A 22,949-nucleotide genomic window follows, 5' to 3' on the forward strand; every position below is an offset into this window, starting at 1 on the left:
CCCCAAGTGAAAACCCTGTGGCAGCGCAGACGTTCGTCATGGATGCCGAACGTTTGAACCCGTTGGCATCGCGTGCGCAATCGCAGCATGAAGCCTTGCGGCGCTGGCTGGCGACGCCCCCCGGGCGCTACCTGCTGGCCTGGGAGCAGCAATGCATGGACCAGGCGGTGCCGGATCTGTTCGGTTTCCATGCCCTTCAATTGGGGTTGCCGGAGCTTGATGCGCTGCGCATGAACCGCATGCCGCACCGCTGGCGTGCCAGCGACGAGTCGCCGAGCGTCATCAGCGCCGGGTCGCGCGCGGCGGTGGTGGCGCTGCATTGCGAATCCGACGCCCTGCCGTTTGCCAACGCCAGCCTGGACCTGGTGGTGCTCCCGCACGCGCTGGAGCTCGCCAGCGACCCGCACCGCACGCTGCGCGAGGTCGAGCGCGTGCTGGTGCCGGAAGGTCGGGTGGTGATCTTGGGCTTCAACCCGTTGAGCCTGTGGGGGTTGCGGCAGCGGGTGGGGCGCCTGCGGCGGCGGCTGGGCTCGCGCGCGCCGCTGTTCCTGCCGCAGGCGGGCGAGCCCATCGGCTACTGGCGGCTGCGTGATTGGCTGCGGCTGTTGAGCTTCGAGGTGGAGGCGGGACGCTTCGGCTGCTTCGTGCCGCCGCTGTGGACGCATCGCTGGCTGCGGCGCTTCGCCTGGATGGAAGACCGCGGCGACCGCTGGTGGCCGGTGTTCGGCGCCGTGTACCTGGTGGTGGCGGTCAAGCGCGTGCGCGGCATGCGGCTGGTGGGACTGGCCCGGCGCGAACGCATCAAGAGCGGCGCGGCACCTGCCGTGGTCGCGAACAAGGAAGGACTGGAAGTTGAGTGAAACGAGTGGGGCGGCCCTGAGCCGTGACGAGGCCGCGGCAGCATCCGCCGCCGTGGTCGTCTACACGGACGGCGCCTGCAAGGGCAACCCGGGCCCCGGCGGCTGGGGCGCGTGGCTGCGCAGCGGCACGCACGAGAAGGAGTTATGGGGTGGCGAGCGGCTGACGACCAACAACCGCATGGAGCTCACGGCGGTGATCGAGGCGCTGGCCATCCTCAAGAAGCGCTGCCGTGTGGATGTGCACACCGACAGCGAGTACGTGCGCAACGGCATCACCACCTGGATCCACGGCTGGAAGAAGCGCGGCTGGACCACGGCCGACAAGAAGCCGGTGAAGAACGTGGAGCTGTGGCAGCGCCTGGACGAGCTGGCGCAGCGCCATGAAGTGCGCTGGCACTGGGTCAAGGGCCACTCCGGCGACCCGGGCAACGAGCGCGCCGATCAGCTCGCCAACCGCGGGACGGCCGAGGTGATGCGCTGAGCCGCGGCGGCACGGCTTTCCGGAGCGCCCCGGCCGCGAGCCGGTCACTGCTCCGGCAGCAGGTGGTGTGCAAAGAAATCCGCGATGCCCTGGTGAACCGCGGGAATCACCGCGGCGCGGTTGAAACCCGGGGGATCGCTCAATAAGACATGCGCCACGCTGCCCGGGGCCAGCGGCGGCAGGGGCGACAGCATGGCGCCATGCCCTGCTTCGGGCAACCGCATGAGAATTTCGCAGCGGGGCTCGCAAAGCTTCGCGACGGCCTCCGCATGGAATTTCGGCACCTGGCTGAGGTCCTTGCTGGCAAGGATCAGCCCCAGCGGGATTTTGGGCTCGACCAGTGACTCCGGATCGAAATCCGCGGCGAAAGGCACCATGGCGACGGCGGCCCGGATGCGCGGATCGGTATGGCGCCGCGGAGTTTCATCCGAAAAGCGCCACGCGATGATTCGCCGTGCCAGCCAGAGCTTGATGCCGTCGAAACCATCATTGCGAAGCAGGGTGGTGGAGCCGACGCAGGACGAGAAATCTTCCCGGAGGTGTTTTTCACAATGGGCTTTAAAGCGGGCCGGTGACCACGCGCCGCCGGCCAGCGACAGCGCCGTGTGTCCGCCTGCCGAGCCGCCGAATATGCCGACCCTGTCCGTGGACACGAGATTGAACAGCGGCGGGTAGGACGCCACCGCGTCGATGGCGCGGCTGACTTCCAGCGGCCGTTTGGTCCAGCTTTCAGGGCCCGGACTAGAGGCGTCCACGCCGTTGTCGCCCTGGTGCTGGGGAAAGGCCACGGTGAAACCCCGGCCCACCAATACCCGGCTCAGGTCCATATGCACCCAGGGCGATCCACCGGAGCCGTGCGAGATCACGATCAACCGGCCGTTGCCGAAGGAGGGCGGTGCCTCGGCCGCCCAGGAAAACTCGAAGGACCCCCTTCGCACGGGAGACTCCGCCGCCAGCGTGGGATAGAAAAGCGTAGTTTTTCCGCCGTCCACCTGGGGCAGCTGAGTAAAACCCAGGTTGCCGTATTGCGCATGCGTGCTGCCGGCCATGAGACCGGCGAGGGCCAGGAAGGCCCGAAGCAGGTAATATTTGAATTTCCGCATGGAGCGATGGGGTATTCGTGTCAACGCAATGCCGGCGGTCATTGGCGGGATTCTAGCTCCCCTCCAAATTGCGCCACCCTCCGAGGGTGGATGCATGGAATCTGCTGCCTACACTGTTTTCATTCCGCGATATTCATGCGGAATGAAGCATGAATAACAGTCTGCCCATTCCACGATTCCGGTTCCGGGTTTGTGGCCGGATGGGTCATTTTGGATCTACGGTTGTTATGGCGGCCGTTCCTATGTCGCTATTGGTGAAGACATTACAGGGGGTAGAAGGCAAGACCTGACCCCGGCATTTCCGAAGTTTGGGGAACTCAGCTTCGAACGCTGGCATGCAGCCCAATGACCCCTACCACGATCAACCCAATACTCCCCAGCTTCAACGCCGTCACCGGCTCCTTGAACCACCAGAAACCGATCGCGGCGATGGCAACGGTGCCCACGCCGGACCACACGGCATAAACCACGCTCAACCCCAGCGTGCGCACGACAAAACTGTTGATGCCGAAGGACATCACGTAGAAGACGACGATCAATACCGAGGGTAGCCAGCGCGTCAGGCCCTCGCTCAGGCGCAGGCACACGGTGCCGGCGATCTCCAGCACGATGGCCGCGGCCAGCAGCCACCAGGCCTGGCTGACGGTCGGGATGAAGTTGGGAATCAAGCGGCCCGCAGGGCAGGGCTCAGATCAGCCCCTCGAAGGGCAGCACATCGACCAAATCGCCTGCCGCCACGTTGCCCTGCTCGTGCCCCAGCACGATCAGCCCGTTGGCCTCGCTCATGCTGCGCAGCACGCCCGAGCCCTGGCTGCCGGTGATGCGCACAGTCCATTGGCCGTCGGCGCCGCGTTCCACGATGCCGCGCTGGTACTCCGTGCGCCCGGCCTTCTTGCGGATCGGCGTGGCGCTGGCGGCGCGGATCAGCGGCAGCGGCGCCGCCGTCGCGCCCGACATCGCCAGCAGCGCCTCGCGCACGAAGGCATAGAAGGTCACCATCACCGCCACCGGGTTGCCCGGCAGCCCGAACAGCACCGCCTCGCGCCCCGGCTCGCCGATGCGCCCGATCGCCATCGGCCGTCCCGGGCGCATCGCGATCTTCCAGAACAGCACCTCGCCCAGCGTCTTCATCACCGCCTTGGTGTGGTCCGCTTCGCCCACGCTCACGCCGCCCGAGGTGATCACCGCGTCGGCACAGGCCGCCGCCTCGCGGAAGGCCGTCTCGAGCGCGGCCGGGTCGTCGCGCACCACGCCCATGTCGATCGCCTCCACCCCCAGGCGCTGCAGCATCGCCCAGATGGTGTAGCGGTTGCTGTCGTACACGCAGCCGGCGTCCAGCGGCTCGCCGATGGAGCGCAACTCGTCGCCGGTGGAGAAGAAGGCCACCCGCAGCCGCCGCCGCACCGGCACCTCGGCCTGGCCCAGCGAGGCCAGCAGCCCCAGGTCCGCCGGGCGCAGCACCCGGCCGGCACGCAGCGCGGGCTCGCCGCGTCTTAAGTCCTCGCCCGCCAGGCGACGGTTGTCGCCGGCGCGCACCACGCCGGCCGGCAGCAGCACCTTGCCGTCCACCAGCTTGGTGAACTCCTGCGGTACCACCGTGTCCAGCCCGGCCGGCATCACGGCGCCGGTCATGATGCGCACGCAATGGCCGGCGGGCACGTCACCCTCGAACTGCGCGCCGGCCAGGCCGGTCCCGGCGATGGCCAGCAGCGTGTCGCCCTCGGCGGCCATGTCCGCGCTGCGCAGCGCGAAACCGTCCATGGCCGAGTTGTCGTGTGCCGGTACGTCGATGGGAGAGATCACGTTCCGCGCCAGCACCCGGCCCAGCGCGGAGCGGATCGCCAGGCTCTCCACCGCCTGCACGCGCGGAACCATGCGGCTGATGAACTCCTGTGCCTGCACCACGGGCAGCGCGTTGGGGTCGTAGCCGCTGAGGCAGGAAGCGATGTCGGCGAGGGCGGTGTGGGTCATGGGCATGGGCCTCGTGCGAAGTCTTTGAGTTCTTGGACCGTTCGCGCTGGCCTGCCGCTCGGCCTGGGCCGTTCATCCTTCGACGCGCCAAAGGCGCGCCCTGTGCTGAGGTATCGAAGCATCAGGACGAACGGAACCGGGAGTCAGGGCAGGGGAAGTCGAGGCGCAGGGCGAACGGAAACGCGGTGCGGGATGGGTCAGGCGTCGAGCTGGCGCAGCTCGGCCAGCGTGTTGGCATTGAAGAAGGCCGCGGCGTCGGCGAAGGGCACCTCCACGCGGCGGTGCTGCGCGGCCCAGCGGTCGATCTTGCGGCCGCCCTCGCCGGTGAAGCGCACCAGGCTCTCCAGCAGCGAGGCCTTCATCAGGCAGAACACCGGCTGCACCTGCGGCTGCCCGTCCTCCTCGGTGACGGGCATGGCGATCTCGGCACCGGCCGCCTCGGCCGCGTCGGCCAGGCGCCGCACCAGGTCCTCGGGAAAGCGCGGCGTGTCGCAGGGCACCGTGATCAGCCACTCGGTCTCGCAGTGCTCCAGCCCGGCCAGGAAGCCGGCCAGCGGCCCCGGGAAGTCGGGCAGGGCGTCCGGCCACACCGGCACGCCGAAGCTTTCATAGGCGGCGAGGTTGCGGTTGGCGTTGAGCAGCGTCGCGCCCACCTGCGGCTGCAGCCGCAGCAGCGCGTGCAGCGCCAGCGGTACGCCCTGCAGCGTCTGCAGTCCCTTGTCCACGCCGCCCATGCGGCTGCCGCGTCCGCCGGCCAGGACCAGGCCGGTGATGTCCTGAGGGTCGATCATGTGTTTGGAGAGCGGATTACCCGCCGATGTAGTGCATCTCGACGCGGCGCCGTCCGCTGCCCGCGTCGGCCTGTTGCGCGCCGCGCAGCTCGGAGTAGCGGTCGTCCCGGTTCTGCCAGATCAGCCCGATGGCGCCGGCAATCTCCTCGTCGCTGGCGCCGCCGCGCAGCAGCGCGCGCAGGTCCTGCCCCTGCGAGGCGAACAGACATAAATAGAGGCGGCCCTCGGTCGAGAGCCGCGCGCGGTTGCAGTCGCCGCAGAAGGCCTGCGTCACGCTGGAGATCAGCCCGATCTCGCCCGCGCCGTCCCGGTAGCGCCAGCGCTCGGCCGTCTCGCCCGTGGCGTTGGGCTCCAGCGGTTCCAGCGGGAACACCTCGTGGATGCGCTCGCGCACCTGCGCCGACGGGAGCACGTCGTTCATGCGCCAGCCGTTGGAGCTGCCGACGTCCATGAACTCGATGAAGCGCAGGATCACCTGGCCGTCGTAGTGCTCCCTGAACCAGCGCGCCATGGGCACGATCTCGTGGTCGTTGGTGCCGCGCTTGACGACCATGTTGACCTTGATCGGTCCCAGTCCCACCCGGCGCGCCTCCTCGATGCCGGCCAGCACCTCGGCGACGGGGAAGTCCACGTCGTTCATGCGGCGGAACACGGCGTCGTCCAGCGCGTCCAGGCTCACCGTCACGCGTTTCAAACCCGCGTCCTTCAGCGCTTGCGCCTTGCGCGCCAGCAGCGTGGCGTTGGTGGTGAGCGTGAGGTCCAGCGGTTGCCCATCGGGCGTGCGCAGTCCGGCCAGCATGCCGACGAGGGTCTCCACGTTCTTGCGCAGCAGCGGCTCGCCGCCGGTGAGCCGGATCTTGTGCACGCCGTGCAGGGTGAAGATCCGCGCCAGCCGCGTGATCTCCTCGAAGCTCAGCAGCGACGACTGCGGCAGGAAACCGTAGTCGTTGGTGAAGATCTCCTTGGGCATGCAGTAGCTGCAGCGGAAGTTGCAGCGGTCCGTGACGGAGATGCGCAGGTCGTGCAGCGGCCGGCCGAGGCGGTCGGACAGCAGCCCGCTGGGCGGCGTGAGCTGCTCGGGAATGCGCGGCGTCGCCGCGGCGTAGCGCAGGTCGGCTATGGGGATCGCTCGTTCGGCCATCCCTTGATTGTGCCGCTCCCTCCAAAGGAGGGATTTAAAGCAGGTTGGGTTTGCGTCACCCGGCACCGGTGCGGCGCCGCAGTGCGTCTCAGGGGGTGGGCTGGGCGTTCACGCCGCGCAGCATCTGAGTGCCGTCGGCGCCGGGCACGCGGCGCCCGCCCGTGAAGCGGCGCGCCCAGTAGGCCTCGCGCATGTCTTCCACGCGCACCACTTGGCCGGTGCGCGGGGCATGGATGAACTTGCCGTCGCCGACGTAGATGCCCACGTGCGAGAAGGTGCGGCGCAGCGTGTTGAAGAACACCAGGTCGCCCGGCTTGAGCTCCTCGCGGTCCACCTTTTCCAGGCCGTCGGCCTTGGCCTGCTCGTCGGCGCGGCGCGGCAGCACCAGGCCCAGCGTCCGTTCGAACACGTGGCGCGTGAAGCCGCTGCAGTCGAAACCCGTCTCGGCCGTGTTGCCGCCGCGGCGGTAGGGCACGCCCAGGAAGTCAAAGGCGGAAAGCACCAGGTCCGAGGCGCGGTCCCGCATGTTCTGCACCAGCGGCATGGCCTTGGCAGGCAACAGGCCGCGGTCGATCAGCAATTGCGTGACGCCGTCTGCGGGCGCAACCGGTGCCGGGCTGTCGGCCGGCGGGGCCGCCTTCACACCGACTGTGGCGAGAAGGCAACAAGACAGCAGCAGGGACGGCAGGGCTTTCTTCACGGGCGCGGAGATTACCACGCGTGGGGGATGGATTTTTTCGCGTTTCCTGCTTCCTTTTCCCACCTTGCGGTGCGTCAGCATGCCGTCAGCGCTTCAGCATGCAATCCCCATCTCAGAACACGAGCCGCCGGCCACCGGTCGCCATCAGGAGACGCCCCCATGTTGTTCAAGGCCCTGTACCTGCAGAAGGACGAAAGCGGTTTCAGCGCCGAGGTGCGCGAGTTGCCGGCGCTGGAGCCGGGTGACGGCGAAGTGCTGGTGGGCGTCGAGTACTCGACGCTGAACTTCAAGGACGGGCTGGCCATCACCAACCGTTCGCCCGTGGTGCGCAGCTTCCCGATGGTGCCGGGCATCGACGGCGCGGGCACGGTGCTGGCGAGCCGGCATCCGGACTTCAAGGTGGGCGACCGCGTGCTGAGCACCGGCGCCAACGTGGGCGAGGTGCGCTGGGGTTGCCTGGCGCAGCAGGCGGTGCTGCCGCCCGAGGGGATGGTCAAGCTGCCCGAGGGCTTCAGCGCCCGCCACGCCATGGCGGTGGGTACGGCCGGCTTCACGGCGGCGCTGGCGGTGCTGGCGCTGGAGCGGCATGGCCTGAAGCCCGGCAGCGAGGTGCTGGTGACGGGCGCCACCGGTGGCGTGGGCAGCATCGCGCTGGCGCTGCTGGCACGCGCCGGCCACCGCGTCACCGCGCTCACCGGCAAGCCGGCGGAAGCCGACTACCTGCGCGAGCTGGGCGCGACCGAGGTGCAGGACCGCGCCACGCTGGCCGCGCCAGGCAAGCCGCTGCAGAAGGAACTGTGGGACGGCGTGGTGGACGCCCTGGGCAGCCACACGCTCGCCAATGCGCTGGCGCAAACGAAGCGGCACGGCACCGTGGCAGCCTGCGGGCTGGCGCAGGGCGGCGACCTGCCGGGCACGGTGATGCCCTTCATCCTGCGTGGTGTCACGCTCGCCGGCATCGACAGCGTGTGGGCGCCGCGCCCGCTGCGCGAGGCGGCTTGGCAGCGCGTGTTCGAGTCCCTGGATACCACGCTGCTGGACCGCATCACCGAGGAGCTGCCGCTGTCGCAGGCCCCCGATGGTGCCCGTGCGCTGATGGAGGGCAAGGTGCGCGGCCGCATCGTGGTGCGCATCGAGGGTTGAACGCTTGAACAACTGAAGACGCGAGGCGGTGCCCGGCGCTGCCGTCACGCCAAATTTTGAATTCATTATTTCGCATCCAAAGAGGAGCCAGAGCATGACCTATGCGGACTTTCACCAGCGCTCGATCCAGCAGCGCGAGGATTTCTGGGCCGAGCAGGCCAAGCTGATCGAGTGGAACAAGCCCTTCGATCAGGTCTGCGACTACAGCCGCGCGCCCTTCGTGCGCTGGTTCCCCGGCGGTGAGACCAACCTGTGCCACAACGCGGTGGACCGCCACCTCAAGGACCGCCCGGACCAGAACGCGCTGGTGTGGGTGTCCACCGAGGTGGGCAAGGAGCAGGCGTACAGCTTCCGCGAGCTGCATGCCGAGGTGCAGCGCATGGCGGCGGTGCTGCAGTCGCTGGGCGTCAAGAAGGGCGACCGGGTGCTGCTGTACATGCCGATGATTCCGGAGGCGGTGTTCGCGATGCTGGCCGCGGTGCGGCTGGGCGCGATCCACTCGGTGGTGTTCGGCGGCTTCGCCAGCCACAGCCTGGCCAGCCGCATCGAGGATTCGAGCCCGACGGTGGTGGTCAGCGCCGACGGCGGCTCGCGCGGCGGCAAGGTCATTCCCTACAAGCCGCTGCTGGACGAGGCGCTGCGCCTGTCCAGCCACAAGCCGGCCAAGGTGTTGCTGGTGGACCGCGGCCTGGCGCCGATGGAGCGCACCGAGGGCCGTGACGTGGACTACGCCGCCGCGCGCGAGCAGGTGCTGGACGTGCAGGTGCCCGTGACCTGGGTCGATGCCACGCACCCGAGCTACACCCTCTACACCAGCGGCACCACCGGCAAGCCCAAGGGCGTGCAGCGCGACACCGGCGGCTACACCGTGGCGCTGGCGGCGAGCATTCCGCACATCTTCATGGGCAAGCCGGGCGAGACCTTCCTGTGCACCAGCGACATCGGCTGGGTGGTGGGCCACAGCTACATCGTGTACGGCCCGCTGATCGGTGGCATGACCACCATCCTGTACGAAGGCCTGCCGACGGCGCCCGACGCCGGCGTGTGGTGGAGCCTGGTCGAGAAGTACAAGGCCACCGTGATGTTCAGCGCCCCGACGGCCATCCGCGTGCTCAAGAAGCACGATCCGGCGCTGCTGAAGAAGTACGACCTGTCCACGCTGAAGGCGCTGTTCCTGGCCGGCGAGCCGCTGGACGAGCCCACCGCGCGCTGGATCAGCGACGGGCTGGGTTGCCCGATCATCGACAACTACTGGCAGACCGAGACCGGCTGGCCAATCCTGTCCATCGCCAACGGCGTGGAGAAGCAGCCCAGCAAGTTCGGCAGCCCCGGCGTGCCGACCTACGGCTACGACGTCAAGCTGATCGACCAGCTGACGGGCGAGGAACTCTCCGGCCCCGACCAGAAGGGCGTGGTGGTGGTCGAGGGCCCGCTGCCCCCGGGCTGCCTGCAGACGGTGTGGGGCGACGACGACCGCTTCGTCAAGACCTACTGGCAGAAGGTACCGGCGCTGGACGGCAAGCCCGAGCGCTGGCTGTACAGCACCTTCGACTGGGGCATCCGCGACAAGGACGGCTACTACTTCATCCTGGGCCGCACCGATGACGTGATCAACGTCGCCGGCCACCGCCTGGGCACGCGCGAGATCGAGGAGAGCATCTGCAGCCACCCGGCCGTGGCCGAAGTGGCGGTGGTGGGCGTGGCCGACCAGCTCAAGGGCCAGGTGGCCATGGCCTTCGCGGTGCTGCGCGACGCCTCGGCGCTGGGCGACGAGGCCAAGCTGGCGCAGCTCGAGGGCGAGATCATGAAGACGGTGGACGCGCAGCTCGGCGCCGTGGCGCGTCCGGCGCGCGTGCGCTTCGTGAGCGTGCTGCCCAAGACCCGCTCCGGCAAGCTGCTGCGCCGCGCCATCCAGGCCGTGTGCGAGCAGCGCGACCCGGGCGACCTGACCACGATGGAAGACCCGGCCGCGCTTCGCCAGATCAGCGACCTGGTGACCGTGAAGTAACAAGAGGGCGTCAGGAGGAGGGGAAAGGGCCGCGAAAGCGGCCCTTTTTTCTTGAGTCGTTGCAGTTGCAACCTCAGCAGCACTTCCCCGCCCGCGACCCATACCGCGCCTGCTGCCGCTCGCGGAAGAACGCCTCGTAGCTCATGGGCTCCTGGTCGGGGTGGGTGCGCCGCATGTGCTCCAGGTAGCCGCCGTAGTCCGGCAGCCCCACCATCAGCCGCAGGCCCTGCGCGAAGTAGCGGCCGGCCTGGCCCAGCCGGGCCAGGGCTTGCGGGGCTTTGGCCTCAGGCATGGGCGGCCGCCTTGGCATCGGCGGGCAGGCGCTCGTAGTCCACCTCGCGCGCCGTGGGCGCGTGGCTGGAGCGCGCGGCCAGCACGCTGCGCACGCCGTACACGCCGACGCTCAGCACCACGAACATGAACAGCGCGCACAGCGCGGCATCGAGCCGGTCGTTGAAGATCACGCGCTCCATGGCCTCCAGGCTCCGGGCCGGCGCCAGCACCTGCCCCTGCGCCAGCGCATCGGCGTACTTGCGCGCATGCGCCAGGAAGCCCACGCGCACGTCCTCGGAGAAGATTTTTTGCCAGCCCGCCGTCAGCGTGCACAGCAGCAGCCACAGCGTCGGCAGGATCGTGACCCAGGCATAGCGGTCCTTCTTCATCTTGAACAGCACCACCGTGCCCAGCATCAGCGCCACCGCCGCGAGCATCTGGTTGGCGATGCCGAACAGCGGCCACAGCGTGTTGATGCCGCCCAGCGGATCGACCACGCCCTGGTACAGGAAGTAGCCCCAGGCCGCCACGCACAGCCCCGTGGCCAGCAGGTTCGCGGGCAACGACTCGGTGCGCTTGAGCGCGGGCACGAAACTGCCCAGCAAGTCCTGCAGCATGAAGCGCCCGGCGCGCGTGCCGGCGTCCACCGCGGTGAGGATGAAGAGGGCCTCGAACAGGATGGCGAAGTGGTACCAGAAGGCCATCATCGCCTTGCCGCCCACGACCTGGTGAAGGATGTGCGCCATGCCCACGGCCAGCGTGGGCGCGCCGCCGGCGCGTGCCAGGATGGTGTTCTCGCCCACGTCCTTGGCGGTCTGCACCAGCATCTCGGGCGTGACCACGAAGCCCCAGGTGGACAGCGTGGCCGCCACGGCCTCGGGCGTCTTGCCCACCATCGCGGCCGGGCTGTTCATCGCGAAGTACACGCCGGGCTCGATGCACGAGGCCGCCACCAGCGCCATCACCGCCACGAAGCTCTCGGCCAGCATGCCGCCGTAGCCGATGTAGCGGGCGTGGGTCTCGTTCTCCAGCATCTTGGGCGTGGTGCCCGAGGAGATCAGCGCGTGGAAGCCGGAGACGGCGCCGCAGGCGATGGTGATGAACAGGAAGGGGAACAGGTCGCCCGCCCACACCGGGCCGTTGCCGGCGGCGAACTGCGTGAGCTTGGGCATCTGCAGCGTGGGCGCCACGATCAGGATGCCCACCGCCAGCGCCGCGATGGTGCCGATCTTCAGGAAGGTGGAGAGGTAGTCGCGCGGCGCCAGCAGCAGCCACACGGGAATCGAGGCGGCCACGAAGCCGTAGCCGATCAGCATCCACGTCAGCGCCTTGCCGTCGAAGGTGAACAGCGGCGCGAGGGTGGGACTCTCATGGACCCACTGGCCGCCGAGGATCGCGCCCATCAGCAGCACGAAGCCGATGACGGAGATCTCGCCGATGCGCCCGGGGCGGATGAAGCGCAGGTACACGCCCATGAACAGCGCCACCGGGATGGTGGCGGCCACCGTGAAGGTGCCCCAGGGCGACTCGGCCAGCGCCTTCACCACGATCAGCGCCAGCACCGCCAGGATGATGATCATGATCATGAAGGCGCCGAAGAGCGCGATCAGCCCCGGCACCGTGCCCATCTCCTGCTTGACCAGATCGCCCAGCGAGCGGCCGTCGCGGCGCGTGGAGATGAACAGCACGATGAAGTCCTGCACCGCGCCGGCGAAGACCACGCCGGCCAGGAGCCACAGCAGCCCGGGCAGGTAGCCCATCTGCGCCGCCAGCACCGGGCCCACCAGCGGGCCCGCGCCCGCGATGGCCGCGAAGTGGTGGCCGTAGAGCACGTGCTTGTTGGTGGGCACGAAGTCCAGGCCGTCGTTGTATTTCCAGGCCGGGGTCTGGCGCGTGGCGTCCAGGCCCAGCACCCGTTGCGCGAGAAACAGGCTGTAGTAGCGGTAGCCGATGAGGTAGACGCACACGGCCGCGACGACGACCCACAGCGCACTGACGGCTTCGCCGCGCGACAGGGCCACGATGGCCAGCGCGGACGCGCCCAGGAGGGCCACGCCCGCCCAGGCGAGGTGGCGACGGATGAAGGACATGGACGGTCTCCTCCTGCGCGTCGGGCACGGGGAGTGCGTTCACGCGCAACGGGTTGATGGACAGGGGCGTCATGGTCCGCGTCGCGGCACCCCCGCACATCCGTCCCCGCACCGGCGGCGCCTGCGTGGCGCCACCTAGGGGTCAACCCCTAGGGCTCAGGGGTTGCGCGCGTGCTCCAGCGCATAGCGCATGAGCTCGGCCGGGCTGTCGAGCTCCAGCTTGCGCTTGATGTTCTGCCGATGCGTCTCGACCGTGCGCACCGACAGGTCCAGCCCCCGCGCGATCTGCTTGCTGCTTTCGCCGCGCGCCATGGCGCTGAGGATCTCGCTTTCGCGCGGGGTGAGCAGGGGTTTGGGAGCCTGGGCGCGGAACAGGCGCCGCGTCACGCCGGGGCTGAGGAAGGTGCCGCCGGAGCGCACCGCTTCGATAGCGGCCAGCAGCTCATCCGCCGCGGCGTCCTTGAGCACGTAGCCGCGCGCGCCGGCCTGCAGCGCGCGCTGCACGTACTCGGGGTTGTCGTACATGCTGAACATCAGCACGCGCAGTTCGGGGCAGCGCCGGATCATCTGCGCCGCCAGCTCGATGCCGTTGGCCTCGCTGCCCTTGAGGCCCACGTCCATCAGCACCAGATCGGGCTGCTCGCGCAGCAGCGCCTGCATCGCCGCCTCGGCGCTGCCGGCCTCGGCCGTGATCTCGTAGCCACCCCCCGCCTGCAGCCGCGCGCGCAGGCCCTCTCGCACGAGCGGGTGGTCGTCAACGAGGAGGATGCGCAGCGGTGGCGGCGTGTTCATGGCGCGGAATTGTCGCGGGCGAGCCGCGCGAGCTGCGGTGCGTCGATCACGGCCTCGATCTGCGTGCCGTGGCCGGGGCGGCTCTGCACGTCCAGCCGGCCGCCGATGGAAGCCAGCCGCTCGCGCATGTTGCGCAGGCCGATGCCGGCGCCGGGGTCGGCCTGTGCCGCCTCGGTGTCGAAGCCGCGGCCGTCGTCGAGTACGCGCATGGCCACGCCGCCCTCGGCTGGGAACTCCAGCGTCAGCGCCAGGTGCCGCGCCGCGGCGTGCTTGGCGGCGTTGGTCAGCGCCTCCTGCGCCACGCGGAACAGCACGGTGTTGACCACCTCCGGCAGCGCGCGCGGCTTGCCTTCCACGCTGGCGCCGGCCTGCATCGCGCCGCTCTCGTGCAGCTCCTGCGCCAGGTGCGCCAGCGCCGCGGGCAGGCCCAGCGTGTCCAGCAGGGCGGGGCGCAGCCGGTGCGAGATGCGCCGCACCTCGTTGAGGCTGTCGCCCAGGCGCTGTGCCGCCTGCCGCAGCAGCTCGGGGCGGGTGTCGTGCTGGGCGGACTCCACCAGCAGCTTGATCGACACCAGACGCTGGCTCAGCCCGTCGTGCAGCTCGCGCGCCAGGTGCGCGCGCTCCTCCTCCTGCAGCCGCACCACCTGGTGCGCCAGCGCGCGCAGCTTGTGCTCGGCCGCGCGCTGCTCGCTGAGGTTCAGGGCCAGTCCGCTGGCGCTGATGAGCAGCAGCGCCACCAGCGCGATGCCGCCGATCAGCCACAGCGTGCCCGTGACGTTGTCGCGCGCCTCGGCTTCGAGCTGCGCCAGCGTGGCCTGGATGCTGTCCAGGTACAGCCCCGTGCCGAGCATCCAGTTCCACTGCGGCAGCGCGACCACGTAGCCCAGCTTGGGCGCCATGCGCTCGCTGGAGGGCTGGCGCCACAGGTACTCGACGTAGCCGCCGCCGGCCTGGGCCTGGGCGATCAGGCGCTGGATGGTGGGGTTGCCCTTGGGGTCGCGCAGCTCCCAGAGGTTCTGGCCCACCAGCTCCGGCTGGCGCGAGTGCATCAGCACGCGGCCCTGCAGGTCGTAGACGAAGAAGTAGCCGTCGGTGCCGTAGTCCAGCTGCTCGATGAGCGCCAGCGCCTGCGCGGTGGCGGCCTGGCGTTGCGCGGCGTCCTGGTGGGCGGTGCGTTCGTACAGCGGCCGCACGTTGCTCACCGCCAGGTCCACGTAGTGCCGCAGTTCGTCGCGGCGCGCCTCCATGTAGGTGCGCTGCACGGCGCTGCGCTCTCGCTCCAGCAGCTCGCGCTGCTGGTGTACCACCGCCCAGGCCACGCCGCACAGCGCGGCGGCCAGTGGCAGCAGGGCCAGCAGCAGGATCTTCAAACGCAGCTTCATCGGGACGGGAATGTAGTCCCGGCGCGGGAAAGGCACGCCAACGAAAAAGGGCTGCTTTCGCAGCCCTTCGGGTCGAATGCGGCAGCCCCTACAGCACTTCGGAGGCGAAGTCCGCCAGGCGCGAGCGCTCGCCGCGCGCGAGCATGACGTGGCCCGAGTGGGGCCAGCCCTTGAAGCGGTCCACGGCGTAGGTCAGGCCGGAGCTGCCCTCGGTGAGGTAGGGCGTGTCGATCTGCGCCAGGTTGCCCAGGCAGACGATCTTGGTGCCCGGGCCCGCGCGCGTGATCAGCGTCTTCATCTGCTTGGGCGTGAGGTTCTGGGCCTCATCGATGATCACGTACTTGTTGAGGAAAGTGCGCCCGCGCATGAAGTTCAGGCTCTTGATGCGGATCTTGCTGCGCACGAGCTCGTTGGTGGCGGCACGGCCCCACTCGCCGGCGCTGGAGTCGCTGCGCGCGAGCACCTCCAGGTTGTCGTCGAGCGCGCCCATCCACGGCCCCATCTTTTCCTCCTCGGTGCCGGGCAGGAAGCCGATGTCTTCGCCCACGGGCACGGTCACGCGCGTGACGATGATCTCGCTGTAGCGCCGGTCATCGAGCACCTGTGACAGGCCCGCGGCCAGCGTCATCAGCGTCTTGCCGGTGCCCGCCGTGCCAGTGAGGGTGAGGAAGTCGCACTCCGGGTCCATGAGCAGGTTCAGCGCGAAGTTCTGCTCGCGGTTGCGCGCCGTGACGCCCCAGACGGCGTTCTTCTGGTGGGTGTACTCCTTGAGCGTCTTGAGCACCGCGCTCTTGCCGGTGATCTCGGTCACTCGCGCGTACAGCGGTGCAGCGCCGGGCGTCTCCAGATACACGAACTGGTTCACCAGCAGCGCCGGCACCAGCGGGCCGCTGATGCGGTAGTACGTGTGGCCGCCTTGCTGCCAGCTCTCCATGGTCTTGCCGTGGCGCTCCCAGAAGTCCGCCGGCAGCGGCAGCACGCCGGTGTAGAGCAGATCGACGTCGTCGAGCGTCTTGTCGTTGAAGTAGTCCTCGGCCTGCAGGCCCAGCGCGCGGGCCTTGATGCGCATGTTGATGTCCTTGGACACCAGCACGACCTCGCGCTGCGGCTGTTGTTCCCGCAACGACTGCACCACGCCCAGGATCTGGTTGTCGGCCTTGCCCTGGGGCAGGCCCTGGGGCAGCCGGGTTTCCAGCAGCTGGGTCTGGAAGAAGAGCTTGCCCAGCGCTTCCTTGTGGCCGGTCTTGGCCAGCGGGATGCCGGCCGCCGGGTCGAGCTTGGAGGCGTCGGGGCCGCCAGCCAGGGCGTCGAGGTCGCGGCTGACTTGGCGCACGTTGCGCGAGACCTCGCTCATGCCCTTCTTGTGGCCGTCGAGCTCCTCGAGCGTGATCATCGGCAGGTAGATGTCATGCTCGTCGAAGCGGAACAGGCTCATCGGGTCGTGCATGAGCACGTTGGTGTCGAGCACGAAGAGCTTGGCCGGGCCAGTGCTGCGCGGCTTGCGCGGGCGTGGCGTGGCCTGGATGTTGGGCGATGCGGGCTGCGCGCTGGGCGCGGCCGCCACGGGCGCGGAGACCTCAAGAGGCGGAGCCGCGGCCTCGGCGGCATCGTTGCGCAGGTCCAGCAACGCCGGCTCGGCTTCCGCGGCAGCGGCCCGTTTCAAGCCGCGTTTGCCGCCCTTGGGAGCGGCTTGCGACTCGAAGTCGGCGGGCGTGAGCTGAGCGGCTTTGCGGGCGGGCGGCTTGGGAAGGGGCATGAAGGTCCTCTGGAAGATGCGTTTACGGAGGCCGAAAACGCCGAAGCCGCACGGTCCGGTAGGACGGTGCGGCTTCGGCTCGATGCGCGCTGATGGCTCAGGGGCATGCAGCCATCATAACCCCCCAAAACATGGGGATTACTGCTACTGCAACCACTGGGCGTCGGCGCCATGACGCCTTTCTAGCAGCTCCCATGCCTATGCGTGAGAGGGAAGTCTGGGCGCTGGGGTTGTCATGCGGGCGTAAAAAAGCCGGCTCCTGGAGCCGGCTGGATGCATCGGCGCGTGGCGCCGGTGCATCAAGATGGTGCGCTGAGGTGCGGGACCGGGGCTCAGGCCGTGGTCTTGAGTGCCTTGACAGCCTTGAGCACTTCATCTACGTGGCCGGCGACCTTGATGCCACGCCACTCCGCACGCAGCACGCCGCTCTGGTCGATGAGGAAGGTGCTGCGCTCGATGCCCTTGACCTTCTTGCCGTACATGATCTTGTTCTTGACCACGCCGAACATGTGGCAGAGCTTTTCTTCCGTGTCGGCGATGAGGTCGAAGGGCAGCTCCAGCGTTTGGCGGAACTTGTCGTGCGAAGCCATGTTGTCGCGCGACACACCGAACACGACTGCGCCGGACTTCACGAATTCCTTGTGTTGATCGCGGAACTGCAGTGCCTCGGTGGTACAACCCGGGGTATTGTCCTTGGGGTAGAAATACAAGACCACGATCTGCCCCGCGTAGGCGGCTGGGGTGAATTTGATGCCGCTGGTAGCGAGCGCTTCGAATTCAGGCAGGGGCTTGTTCAGGGCAGGCGTCATGGAGGAGTGTTTCTCTTCTCGCTATGGGGCCGGGCAGCGCCGGAGCAACTATTTATTATAGCTCCGCGCAAGTTACAGGCGCCGCTGCGGGGAAATGGCCCCGGGCGAATCCCCCCACTTTCTTGGCGCATGCCGTGAGCGGCCGCAGGCGAGAGTTCGCTGCCGCTGTCCTGGCAGCTGTGTGCGCCGCGCCGGATTTCAAGCCTCAGCTGCGCTCCAGCAGCAGCGCCGCGGCAACGATGCGCCCCTCGCTGGCGAGCACGTTGTAGGTGCGGCAGGCGGCCGGCGTGTCCATGGTCTCCACGCCGATGCCGGCCTGGATCAGCGGACGCAGCAGCGCCGGCCGCACGAAGCGCAGCCGTGCGCCGGAACCGAAAATCACCAGCTCCGGACGCAGCTGCAGCAGCTGCGCGAAGTGCTCCTCGGCCAGCTGCTCAAAGCGCTCCACGGGCCAGGGCTGCACGTCGCCGCGCACGGGGACGAGCACGCTGTGCCCCCATTCGGTGGTGTTGACCCACAAGCGCTGGGGCTCGTGGCGCGAAATGGCATTGACGCCTTCGAGTCGATCGGGCTGGAACTTCACGTGGATAATTCTAGTTTTCGCGCGCCGCGTGGCGCTGCGCCTTTCGCCGGAGACCCTTCTTGAAGCCGATTTCCAAGTCCAGCAAGCTTGCCGACGTCTGTTACGACATCCGTGGTCCGGTGCTGGAAAAGGCCCGCCAGATGGAGGAAGAGGGCCAGAAGATCATCAAGCTCAACATCGGCAACCTGGCCGTATTCGGCTTCGACCCGCCCGACGAGATCGTGCAGGACATGATCCGCAACCTGCCCGCCACGGCCGGCTACACCGACAGCAAGGGCCTGTTCGCGCCGCGCAAGGCGGTGGTGCACTACACGCAGGAGAAGAACATCGCTGGCGTGACGGTGGACGACGTCTACCTGGGCAACGGTGCCTCCGAGCTGATCGTGATGGCGCTCAACGCGCTGCTGGACACGGGTGACGAGATCCTGGTGCCCGCGCCCGACTATCCGCTGTGGACCGCGGCCGTGTCGCTCTCCGGCGGGCGCCCGGTGCACTACATCTGCGACGAGCAGGCTGGCTGGACGCCCGATCTTGACGACATCCGCAAGAAGATCACGCCCAACACGCGCGGCATCGTCGTCATCAACCCCAACAACCCCACCGGCGCGCTGTACCCGCCGGAGCTGCTGCGCGAGATCGTTGAGCTCGCGCGCCAACACCAGCTGATCATCTTTGCCGACGAGATCTACGACAAGACGCTCTACGACGGCGCAACGCACACCTCCATCGCCTCGCTGGCCGATGACGTGCTGTGCGTGACCTTCAACGGCCTGTCCAAGAACTACCGCTCCTGCGGCTACCGTGCCGGCTGGATGGTGGTCTCGGGCCCCAAGAAGCACGCCCGGGACTACATCGAAGGCTTGAACATGCTGGCCTCGATGCGGCTGTGCGCCAACACACCGGGCCAGCTCGCGATCCAGACGGCGCTGGGTGGTTACCAAAGCATCAAGGACCTGGTGTGCCCCGGCGGGCGTCTGGCGCGCCAGCGCGACCTCGCCACCGACCTGCTCAACCAGATCCCGGGCGTGAGCGTGGTCAGGCCCAAGGCGGCGCTCTACATGTTCCCGCGCCTGGACCCCAAGCTGTATCCCATCGCCGACGACCAGCAGTTCGCGTATGAGCTGCTGGCCGAGGAGAAGGTGCTCATCGTGCAGGGCACCGGCTTCAACTGGCCGCAGCCGGACCATTTCCGGCTCGTGTTCCTGCCCAACTCGGACGACCTTGCCGATGCCATCGGGCGCATCGCGCGCTTCCTCGACAACTACCGCAAACGTCACTCGTTCTGACTGAAACCGCTATGAAACCCATCCAGGTCGGCCTGCTCGGCATCGGCACCGTCGGCGGCGGCACGTTCAACGTGCTCACGCGCAACCAGGAAGAGATCCGCCGCCGCGCGGGTCGCGGCATCGAGATCGCCATGGTGGCGGACCTCGACACCGAGCGCGCCCGCAGCCTCGTCGGCGATCGCGCCAAGGTCGTGGCCGACGCGCGCGAGGTCATCGCCAATCCCGAGATCGACATCGTGGTCGAGCTCATCGGCGGCTACGGCGTGGCCAAGGCGCTGGTGATGGAGGCCATCGCCGCGGGCAAGCACGTGGTCACGGCCAACAAGGCGTTGCTGGCGGTGCACGGCACCGAGATCTTCGAAGCCGCCCGCGCCCGCGGCGTGATGGTGGCCTTCGAGGCGGCGGTGGCCGGCGGCATCCCGATCATCAAGGCGCTGCGCGAGGGCCTCACCGCCAACCGCATCGAGTGGATCGCCGGGATCATCAACGGCACCACGAACTTCATCCTCTCGGAGATGCGCTCCAAGGGCCTGGACTTCGACGTGGTGCTCAAGGAAGCGCAGCGCCTGGGCTACGCGGAAGCCGACCCCACCTTCGACATCGAGGGCGTGGACGCCGCGCACAAGGCCACCATCATGGCCGCCATCGCGTTCGGCGTGCCGGTGCAGTTCGACAAGGCGCACGTGGAAGGCATCACCAAGCTGCAGGCCACGGACATCCGCTACGCCGAGCAGCTGGGCTACCGCATCAAGCTGTTGGGCATCGCGCGGCGCCAGGACAGCGGCATCGAGTTGCGCGTGCACCCGACGCTGGTCCCGGCCAAGCGACTGATCGCCAACGTCGAAGGCGCCATGAACGCCGTGGTGGTGCAGGGTGATGCCGTGGGCACCACGCTGTACTACGGCAAGGGCGCGGGCGCCGAGCCCACGGCCAGCGCCGTGATCGCCGACCTGGTGGACGTGACGCGGCTGCACACCGCCGACCCGGGCAACCGCGTGCCGCACCTGGCCTTCCAGCCCGAGGCGCTGTCGGACATGCCGATCCTGCCCATCGAGCAGGTGCGCACCGCGTTCTACCTGCGGCTGCAGGTGGCCGACGAGGCCGGCGTGCTCTCGCGCATCACGGGCATCCTGGCCGAGCACGGCATCAGCATCGACGCGCTGCTGCAGCGCGAGTCGGCCGAGGGCGAGAAGAACACCGACGTGATCATCCTCACCCATGACACCATCGAGGGCTCGATGCGCAAGGCCATCGAGCAGATGCAGGCGCTGCCCACCGTGCTGGCGCCGATCGTGAGCCTGCGCAAGGAAGAGCTGGCCTGAACATGAAGTACCTCAGCACCCGCGGCGACGCCACGCCGCGCGGCTTCTCCGAGATCCTGCTCGAAGGCCTGGCGCCGGACGGCGGGCTGTACCTGCCCACGCACTATCCGAAGGTTGACGACGCCACGCTTACCCGCTGGCGCGGCCTGGCCTACGCGGACCTCGCCTTCGAGGTCCTGTCGCTCTACATCGACGACATCCCGGCCGAGGACCTGCGCACGCTCGCGCGCAAGACCTACACGGCCGAGGTTTTCGGTACGCCCGAGATCGTGCCGTTGAAGCCGCTGGAACCGGGCCTGGCGCTGGAGGCGCTGTCCAACGGGCCCACGCTGGCCTTCAAGGACATGGCCATGCAGCTCCTCGGGAACCTGTTCGAGTACGAGCTGGCGCGCCGCGGCCAGGAACTCAACATCCTGGGCGCCACCTCCGGCGACACCGGCAGCGCCGCCGAGCACGCCATGCGCGGCAAGAAGGGCGTGCGCGTGTTCATGCTCAGCCCGCACGGGCGCATGAGCCCGTTCCAGCAGGCGCAGATGTTCAGCCTGCAGGACGAGAACATCCACAACATCGCCATCGAGGGCGTGTTCGACGACTGCCAGGACATCGTCAAGGCCGTCAGCAACGACCTGGAGTTCAAGCGCCACTGGCGCATCGGCACCGTCAACTCCATCAACTGGGCGCGGCTGCTGGCGCAGGTGGTGTACTACTTCGCCGGCTACTTCCAGGCCACGAAGTCCAACGCCGAGCGCGTGAGCTTCACGGTGCCCTCGGGCAACTTCGGCAACATCTGCGCCGGCCACGTCGCGCGCATGATGGGCCTGCCCATCGAGCAACTCGTCTGCGCCACCAACGAGAACGACGTGCTCGACGAGTTCTTCCGCACCGGCACCTACCGCGTGCGCAAGGGCGCCGAGACGCACGAGACGTCCAGCCCCTCGATGGACATCTCCAAGGCCAGCAACTTCGAGCGCTTCATCTTCGACCTGCTGGGCCGCGACGCCGCGCGCACGCGCCAGCTGTTCAAGGACGAGGTGGACGCCAAGGGCTCCTTCACGCTGACGGACGAGGAGTTCCGCCGCGTGGCCGAGTTCGGCTTCGTCTCCGGCCGCAGCACGCATGCCGACCGCGTCGCCACCATCCGCGACACGTACCAGCGCTGCGGCGTGATGATCGACACGCACACCGCTGACGGCGTCAAGGTCGCGCGCGAGCGGCTGCAGCCGGGCGTGCCGATGATCGTGCTGGAGACGGCGCTGCCCGTGAAATTCGCCGCCACCATCGTCGAGGCCCTGGGCCGCGAGCCGGAGCGCCCCGCGGCGCACGTGGGCATTGAGGACCTGCCCAAGCGCTTCACCGTGCTGCCGGCCGATGCCGACAAGGTCAAGGCGTTGATCGAGCTCGAGTGCGCGGTCGATTGACCCGGCCGCCGCGCGCATGAAGGTCGTGGGTTTCTGCGGCCCCTCCGGCGTGGGCAAGACCACGCTGCTGGAGGGCGTTATCGCCGCGCTGCGCGCGCATGGGCAAGCCGTGTCGGTGATCAAGCACACTCATAAGCGCTTCGACATTGACCAGCCTGGCAAGGACAGCTGGCGCCATCGCCAGGCCGGCGCCGGCGAGGTGCTGCTGGCCTCCAGCCAGCGCCTGGCGCTGCTGCGCGAGCTGCCGCAGCCGCGCGAGCCGGACGTGCACGCGCTCATCGGCGAGCTGCAACCGGTGGACTGGGTGCTGGTCGAAGGTTTCAAACATGCCGCGCTGCCCAAGGTCGAGGTCTGGCGCGCCGCCTTGGGCCAGCCGGTGCTGTACCCGGACGATCCGGGCGTGATCGCCGTCGCCACGGACGACCCGGCAGCGTTGCCGGTGCCGCCCGGCGCGCTGCCGGTGCTGGCGCTCAACAGTCCCGGCGCGGTGGCGGACCGCTTGCTCGCCTGGGGCGAGCGCTTCAACTACACAGGAGACACGCATGGCTGAACGGCCCCCGCTGCTGAGCCTGGACGAGGCCCAGGCGCGCCTGGTGGAAGGCGCGCGGGCGCAGGCGATCCGCGACACCGAGGAGCTTTCCACCTTCGACGCGCTCAACCGCGTGCTGGCGCACGATCTCGTCTCGCCGCTGGACGTGCCCCCCGCCGACAACAGCTCCATGGACGGCTACGCCGTGCGTGCCGCCGACGTGAAGCCCGGCCAGGCGATGCCCGTGTCGCAGCGCATCCCCGCCGGCCACGTGGGCCAGCCGCTGCAGCCCGGCACCGCCGCGCGCATCTTCACCGGCGCGCAGATGCCGCCCGGCGCCGATGCGGTGGTGATGCAGGAGGACGCCACGGTGGGCGAGGGCACGGTGAGCTTCAACGCCACTCCCGCGCCCGGCCAGTGGGTGCGCCCGCGCGGCGAGGACGTGCGCACCGGCGCCGTGGTGCTGCCGCGCGGCAGCCGCCTCACGCCGCAGGCGCTGGGCCTGGCCGCC

At 68.7% G+C, this 22,949-nt stretch carries 21 protein-coding genes and 1 pseudogene; 9 read left to right on the forward strand and 13 right to left on the reverse strand.

What is annotated here, in order from left to right:
* Nucleotides 1-38 precede the first annotated feature (38 nt).
* Both Q0741_RS22950 and rnhA read left to right on the forward strand, forming a co-directional pair.
* A complete protein-coding gene (locus Q0741_RS22950) occupies nt 39-860 on the forward strand; it encodes a methyltransferase domain-containing protein (protein ID WP_298235514.1) in 822 nt (273 codons plus the stop codon).
* Nucleotides 853-1,341 carry a ribonuclease HI gene (gene rnhA / locus Q0741_RS22955; RefSeq protein WP_298235515.1) on the forward strand — a complete coding sequence of 163 codons (489 nt, stop codon included), beginning with the start codon at nt 853-855 and terminating at the stop codon, nt 1,339-1,341. The genes Q0741_RS22950 and rnhA overlap by 8 nt, the downstream gene beginning before the upstream one ends.
* A gap of 44 nt (nt 1,342-1,385) precedes the next feature.
* Here the strand turns inward: rnhA and Q0741_RS22960 are convergent, their stop codons facing one another.
* From Q0741_RS22960 to Q0741_RS22985, 6 genes are all read right to left on the reverse strand, one after another.
* Nucleotides 1,386-2,486, reverse strand: coding sequence for an alpha/beta fold hydrolase (locus Q0741_RS22960; protein ID WP_298235516.1), 1,101 nt, complete (start codon nt 2,484-2,486; stop codon nt 1,386-1,388).
* A gap of 275 nt (nt 2,487-2,761) precedes the next feature.
* Nucleotides 2,762-3,112 carry a multidrug efflux SMR transporter gene (locus tag Q0741_RS22965; protein WP_298235517.1) on the reverse strand — a complete coding sequence of 117 codons (351 nt, stop codon included), beginning with the start codon at nt 3,110-3,112 and terminating at the stop codon, nt 2,762-2,764.
* 19 nt (nt 3,113-3,131) lie between these two features.
* Nucleotides 3,132-4,415, reverse strand: a complete 1,284-nt coding sequence (gene glp / locus Q0741_RS22970) for a gephyrin-like molybdotransferase Glp (RefSeq protein ID WP_298235518.1) — start codon at nt 4,413-4,415, stop codon at nt 3,132-3,134.
* 197 nt (nt 4,416-4,612) lie between these two features.
* Nucleotides 4,613-5,206 carry a molybdenum cofactor guanylyltransferase MobA gene (gene mobA, locus Q0741_RS22975; protein ID WP_298235519.1) on the reverse strand — a complete coding sequence of 198 codons (594 nt, stop codon included), beginning with the start codon at nt 5,204-5,206 and terminating at the stop codon, nt 4,613-4,615.
* A gap of 16 nt (nt 5,207-5,222) precedes the next feature.
* Complete coding sequence (gene moaA / locus Q0741_RS22980) at nt 5,223-6,347, reverse strand: GTP 3',8-cyclase MoaA (RefSeq protein ID WP_298235520.1); 1,125 nt, start codon at nt 6,345-6,347, stop codon at nt 5,223-5,225.
* Nucleotides 6,348-6,435: 88 nt separating this feature from the next.
* On the reverse strand, nt 6,436-6,990 hold the full coding sequence (locus tag Q0741_RS22985) for a C40 family peptidase (protein WP_298235521.1): 555 nt from the start codon (nt 6,988-6,990) through the stop codon (nt 6,436-6,438).
* A gap of 219 nt (nt 6,991-7,209) precedes the next feature.
* Here Q0741_RS22985 and Q0741_RS22990 point away from each other — a divergent pair, with 219 nt between their 5' ends.
* Both Q0741_RS22990 and Q0741_RS22995 read left to right on the forward strand, forming a co-directional pair.
* On the forward strand, nt 7,210-8,190 hold the full coding sequence (locus tag Q0741_RS22990; RefSeq protein ID WP_298235535.1) for an MDR family oxidoreductase: 981 nt from the start codon (nt 7,210-7,212) through the stop codon (nt 8,188-8,190).
* 94 nt (nt 8,191-8,284) lie between these two features.
* Nucleotides 8,285-10,198: a propionate--CoA ligase gene (locus Q0741_RS22995; RefSeq protein WP_298235522.1), complete on the forward strand. Its 1,914-nt coding sequence runs from the start codon at nt 8,285-8,287 to the stop codon at nt 10,196-10,198.
* 73 nt (nt 10,199-10,271) lie between these two features.
* Here Q0741_RS22995 and Q0741_RS23000 read toward each other — a convergent pair whose 3' ends face one another.
* The 7 genes from Q0741_RS23000 to Q0741_RS23030 all read right to left on the reverse strand — a co-directional run bounded on the left by Q0741_RS23000 (nt 10,272) and on the right by Q0741_RS23030 (nt 17,883).
* Nucleotides 10,272-10,490: a YbdD/YjiX family protein gene (locus Q0741_RS23000; RefSeq protein ID WP_298235523.1), complete on the reverse strand. Its 219-nt coding sequence runs from the start codon at nt 10,488-10,490 to the stop codon at nt 10,272-10,274.
* Nucleotides 10,483-12,561 carry a carbon starvation CstA family protein gene (locus tag Q0741_RS23005; RefSeq protein ID WP_298235524.1) on the reverse strand — a complete coding sequence of 693 codons (2,079 nt, stop codon included), beginning with the start codon at nt 12,559-12,561 and terminating at the stop codon, nt 10,483-10,485. Before Q0741_RS23005 ends, Q0741_RS23000 begins: the two co-directional genes overlap by 8 nt.
* 156 nt (nt 12,562-12,717) lie before the next feature.
* Nucleotides 12,718-13,353: a response regulator transcription factor gene (locus Q0741_RS23010; RefSeq protein WP_298235525.1), complete on the reverse strand. Its 636-nt coding sequence runs from the start codon at nt 13,351-13,353 to the stop codon at nt 12,718-12,720.
* Nucleotides 13,350-14,735, reverse strand: coding sequence for a cache domain-containing protein (locus Q0741_RS23015; protein ID WP_298235526.1), 1,386 nt, complete (start codon nt 14,733-14,735; stop codon nt 13,350-13,352). Before Q0741_RS23015 ends, Q0741_RS23010 begins: the two co-directional genes overlap by 4 nt.
* Before the next feature lie 88 nt (nt 14,736-14,823).
* Nucleotides 14,824-16,491: a PhoH family protein gene (locus Q0741_RS23020; protein ID WP_298235527.1), complete on the reverse strand. Its 1,668-nt coding sequence runs from the start codon at nt 16,489-16,491 to the stop codon at nt 14,824-14,826.
* A 332-nt stretch (nt 16,492-16,823) separates the two neighbouring features.
* Entirely contained in the window at nt 16,824-17,300 is a 477-nt protein-coding gene (locus Q0741_RS23025; protein ID WP_169160283.1) for a peroxiredoxin, read from the reverse strand.
* 205 nt (nt 17,301-17,505) lie between these two features.
* On the reverse strand, nt 17,506-17,883 hold the full coding sequence (locus Q0741_RS23030; RefSeq protein ID WP_298235528.1) for an Mth938-like domain-containing protein: 378 nt from the start codon (nt 17,881-17,883) through the stop codon (nt 17,506-17,508).
* Between the two features lie 59 nt (nt 17,884-17,942).
* Here Q0741_RS23030 and Q0741_RS23035 point away from each other — a divergent pair, with 59 nt between their 5' ends.
* The 5 genes and pseudogenes from Q0741_RS23035 to Q0741_RS23055 all read left to right on the forward strand — a co-directional run.
* Complete coding sequence (locus Q0741_RS23035; protein ID WP_298235529.1) at nt 17,943-19,169, forward strand: pyridoxal phosphate-dependent aminotransferase; 1,227 nt, start codon at nt 17,943-17,945, stop codon at nt 19,167-19,169.
* Nucleotides 19,170-19,180: 11 nt separating this feature from the next.
* Nucleotides 19,181-20,491 (forward strand): homoserine dehydrogenase, encoded by a 1,311-nt coding sequence (locus Q0741_RS23040; RefSeq protein WP_298235530.1) that lies wholly within the window; start codon nt 19,181-19,183, stop codon nt 20,489-20,491.
* Nucleotides 20,492-20,493: 2 nt separating this feature from the next.
* Nucleotides 20,494-21,909 carry a threonine synthase gene (gene thrC, locus Q0741_RS23045; RefSeq protein ID WP_298235531.1) on the forward strand — a complete coding sequence of 472 codons (1,416 nt, stop codon included), beginning with the start codon at nt 20,494-20,496 and terminating at the stop codon, nt 21,907-21,909.
* Nucleotides 21,910-21,925: 16 nt separating this feature from the next.
* The gene (gene mobB / locus Q0741_RS23050) at nt 21,926-22,459 is read left to right on the forward strand and encodes a molybdopterin-guanine dinucleotide biosynthesis protein B (RefSeq protein ID WP_298235532.1); all 534 of its coding nucleotides are present in this window, start codon (nt 21,926-21,928) and stop codon (nt 22,457-22,459) included.
* Nucleotides 22,452-22,949: pseudogene (locus Q0741_RS23055) on the forward strand (molybdopterin molybdenumtransferase MoeA); the annotation flags it as partial. The gene mobB and the pseudogene Q0741_RS23055, both read left to right, overlap by 8 nt.

This window comes from uncultured Azohydromonas sp. (assembly GCF_937926365.1).
In the GTDB taxonomy this organism is placed as follows: Bacteria; Pseudomonadota; Gammaproteobacteria; order Burkholderiales; family Burkholderiaceae_C; genus Azohydromonas.

Excerpts from the sequence above, each read along its gene's own strand:
- Q0741_RS22950 (WP_298235514.1), top strand. The coding sequence starts at position 39 with ATGGATGCCGAACGTTTGAACCCGTTGGCATCGCGTGCGCAATCGCAG.
- Q0741_RS22960 (WP_298235516.1), bottom strand. The coding sequence starts at position 2,486 with ATGACCGCCGGCATTGCGTTGACACGAATACCCCATCGCTCCATGCGG.
- glp (WP_298235518.1), bottom strand. The coding sequence starts at position 4,415 with ATGACCCACACCGCCCTCGCCGACATCGCTTCCTGCCTCAGCGGCTAC.
- mobA (WP_298235519.1), bottom strand. The coding sequence starts at position 5,206 with ATGATCGACCCTCAGGACATCACCGGCCTGGTCCTGGCCGGCGGACGC.
- moaA (WP_298235520.1), bottom strand. The coding sequence starts at position 6,347 with ATGGCCGAACGAGCGATCCCCATAGCCGACCTGCGCTACGCCGCGGCG.
- Q0741_RS22995 (WP_298235522.1), top strand. The coding sequence starts at position 8,285 with ATGACCTATGCGGACTTTCACCAGCGCTCGATCCAGCAGCGCGAGGAT.
- Q0741_RS23000 (WP_298235523.1), bottom strand. The coding sequence starts at position 10,490 with ATGCCTGAGGCCAAAGCCCCGCAAGCCCTGGCCCGGCTGGGCCAGGCC.
- Q0741_RS23005 (WP_298235524.1), bottom strand. The coding sequence starts at position 12,561 with ATGTCCTTCATCCGTCGCCACCTCGCCTGGGCGGGCGTGGCCCTCCTG.
- Q0741_RS23010 (WP_298235525.1), bottom strand. The coding sequence starts at position 13,353 with ATGAACACGCCGCCACCGCTGCGCATCCTCCTCGTTGACGACCACCCG.
- Q0741_RS23015 (WP_298235526.1), bottom strand. The coding sequence starts at position 14,735 with ATGAAGCTGCGTTTGAAGATCCTGCTGCTGGCCCTGCTGCCACTGGCC.
- Q0741_RS23020 (WP_298235527.1), bottom strand. The coding sequence starts at position 16,491 with ATGCCCCTTCCCAAGCCGCCCGCCCGCAAAGCCGCTCAGCTCACGCCC.
- Q0741_RS23025 (WP_169160283.1), bottom strand. The coding sequence starts at position 17,300 with ATGACGCCTGCCCTGAACAAGCCCCTGCCTGAATTCGAAGCGCTCGCT.
- Q0741_RS23040 (WP_298235530.1), top strand. The coding sequence starts at position 19,181 with ATGAAACCCATCCAGGTCGGCCTGCTCGGCATCGGCACCGTCGGCGGC.
- thrC (WP_298235531.1), top strand. The coding sequence starts at position 20,494 with ATGAAGTACCTCAGCACCCGCGGCGACGCCACGCCGCGCGGCTTCTCC.
- mobB (WP_298235532.1), top strand. The coding sequence starts at position 21,926 with ATGAAGGTCGTGGGTTTCTGCGGCCCCTCCGGCGTGGGCAAGACCACG.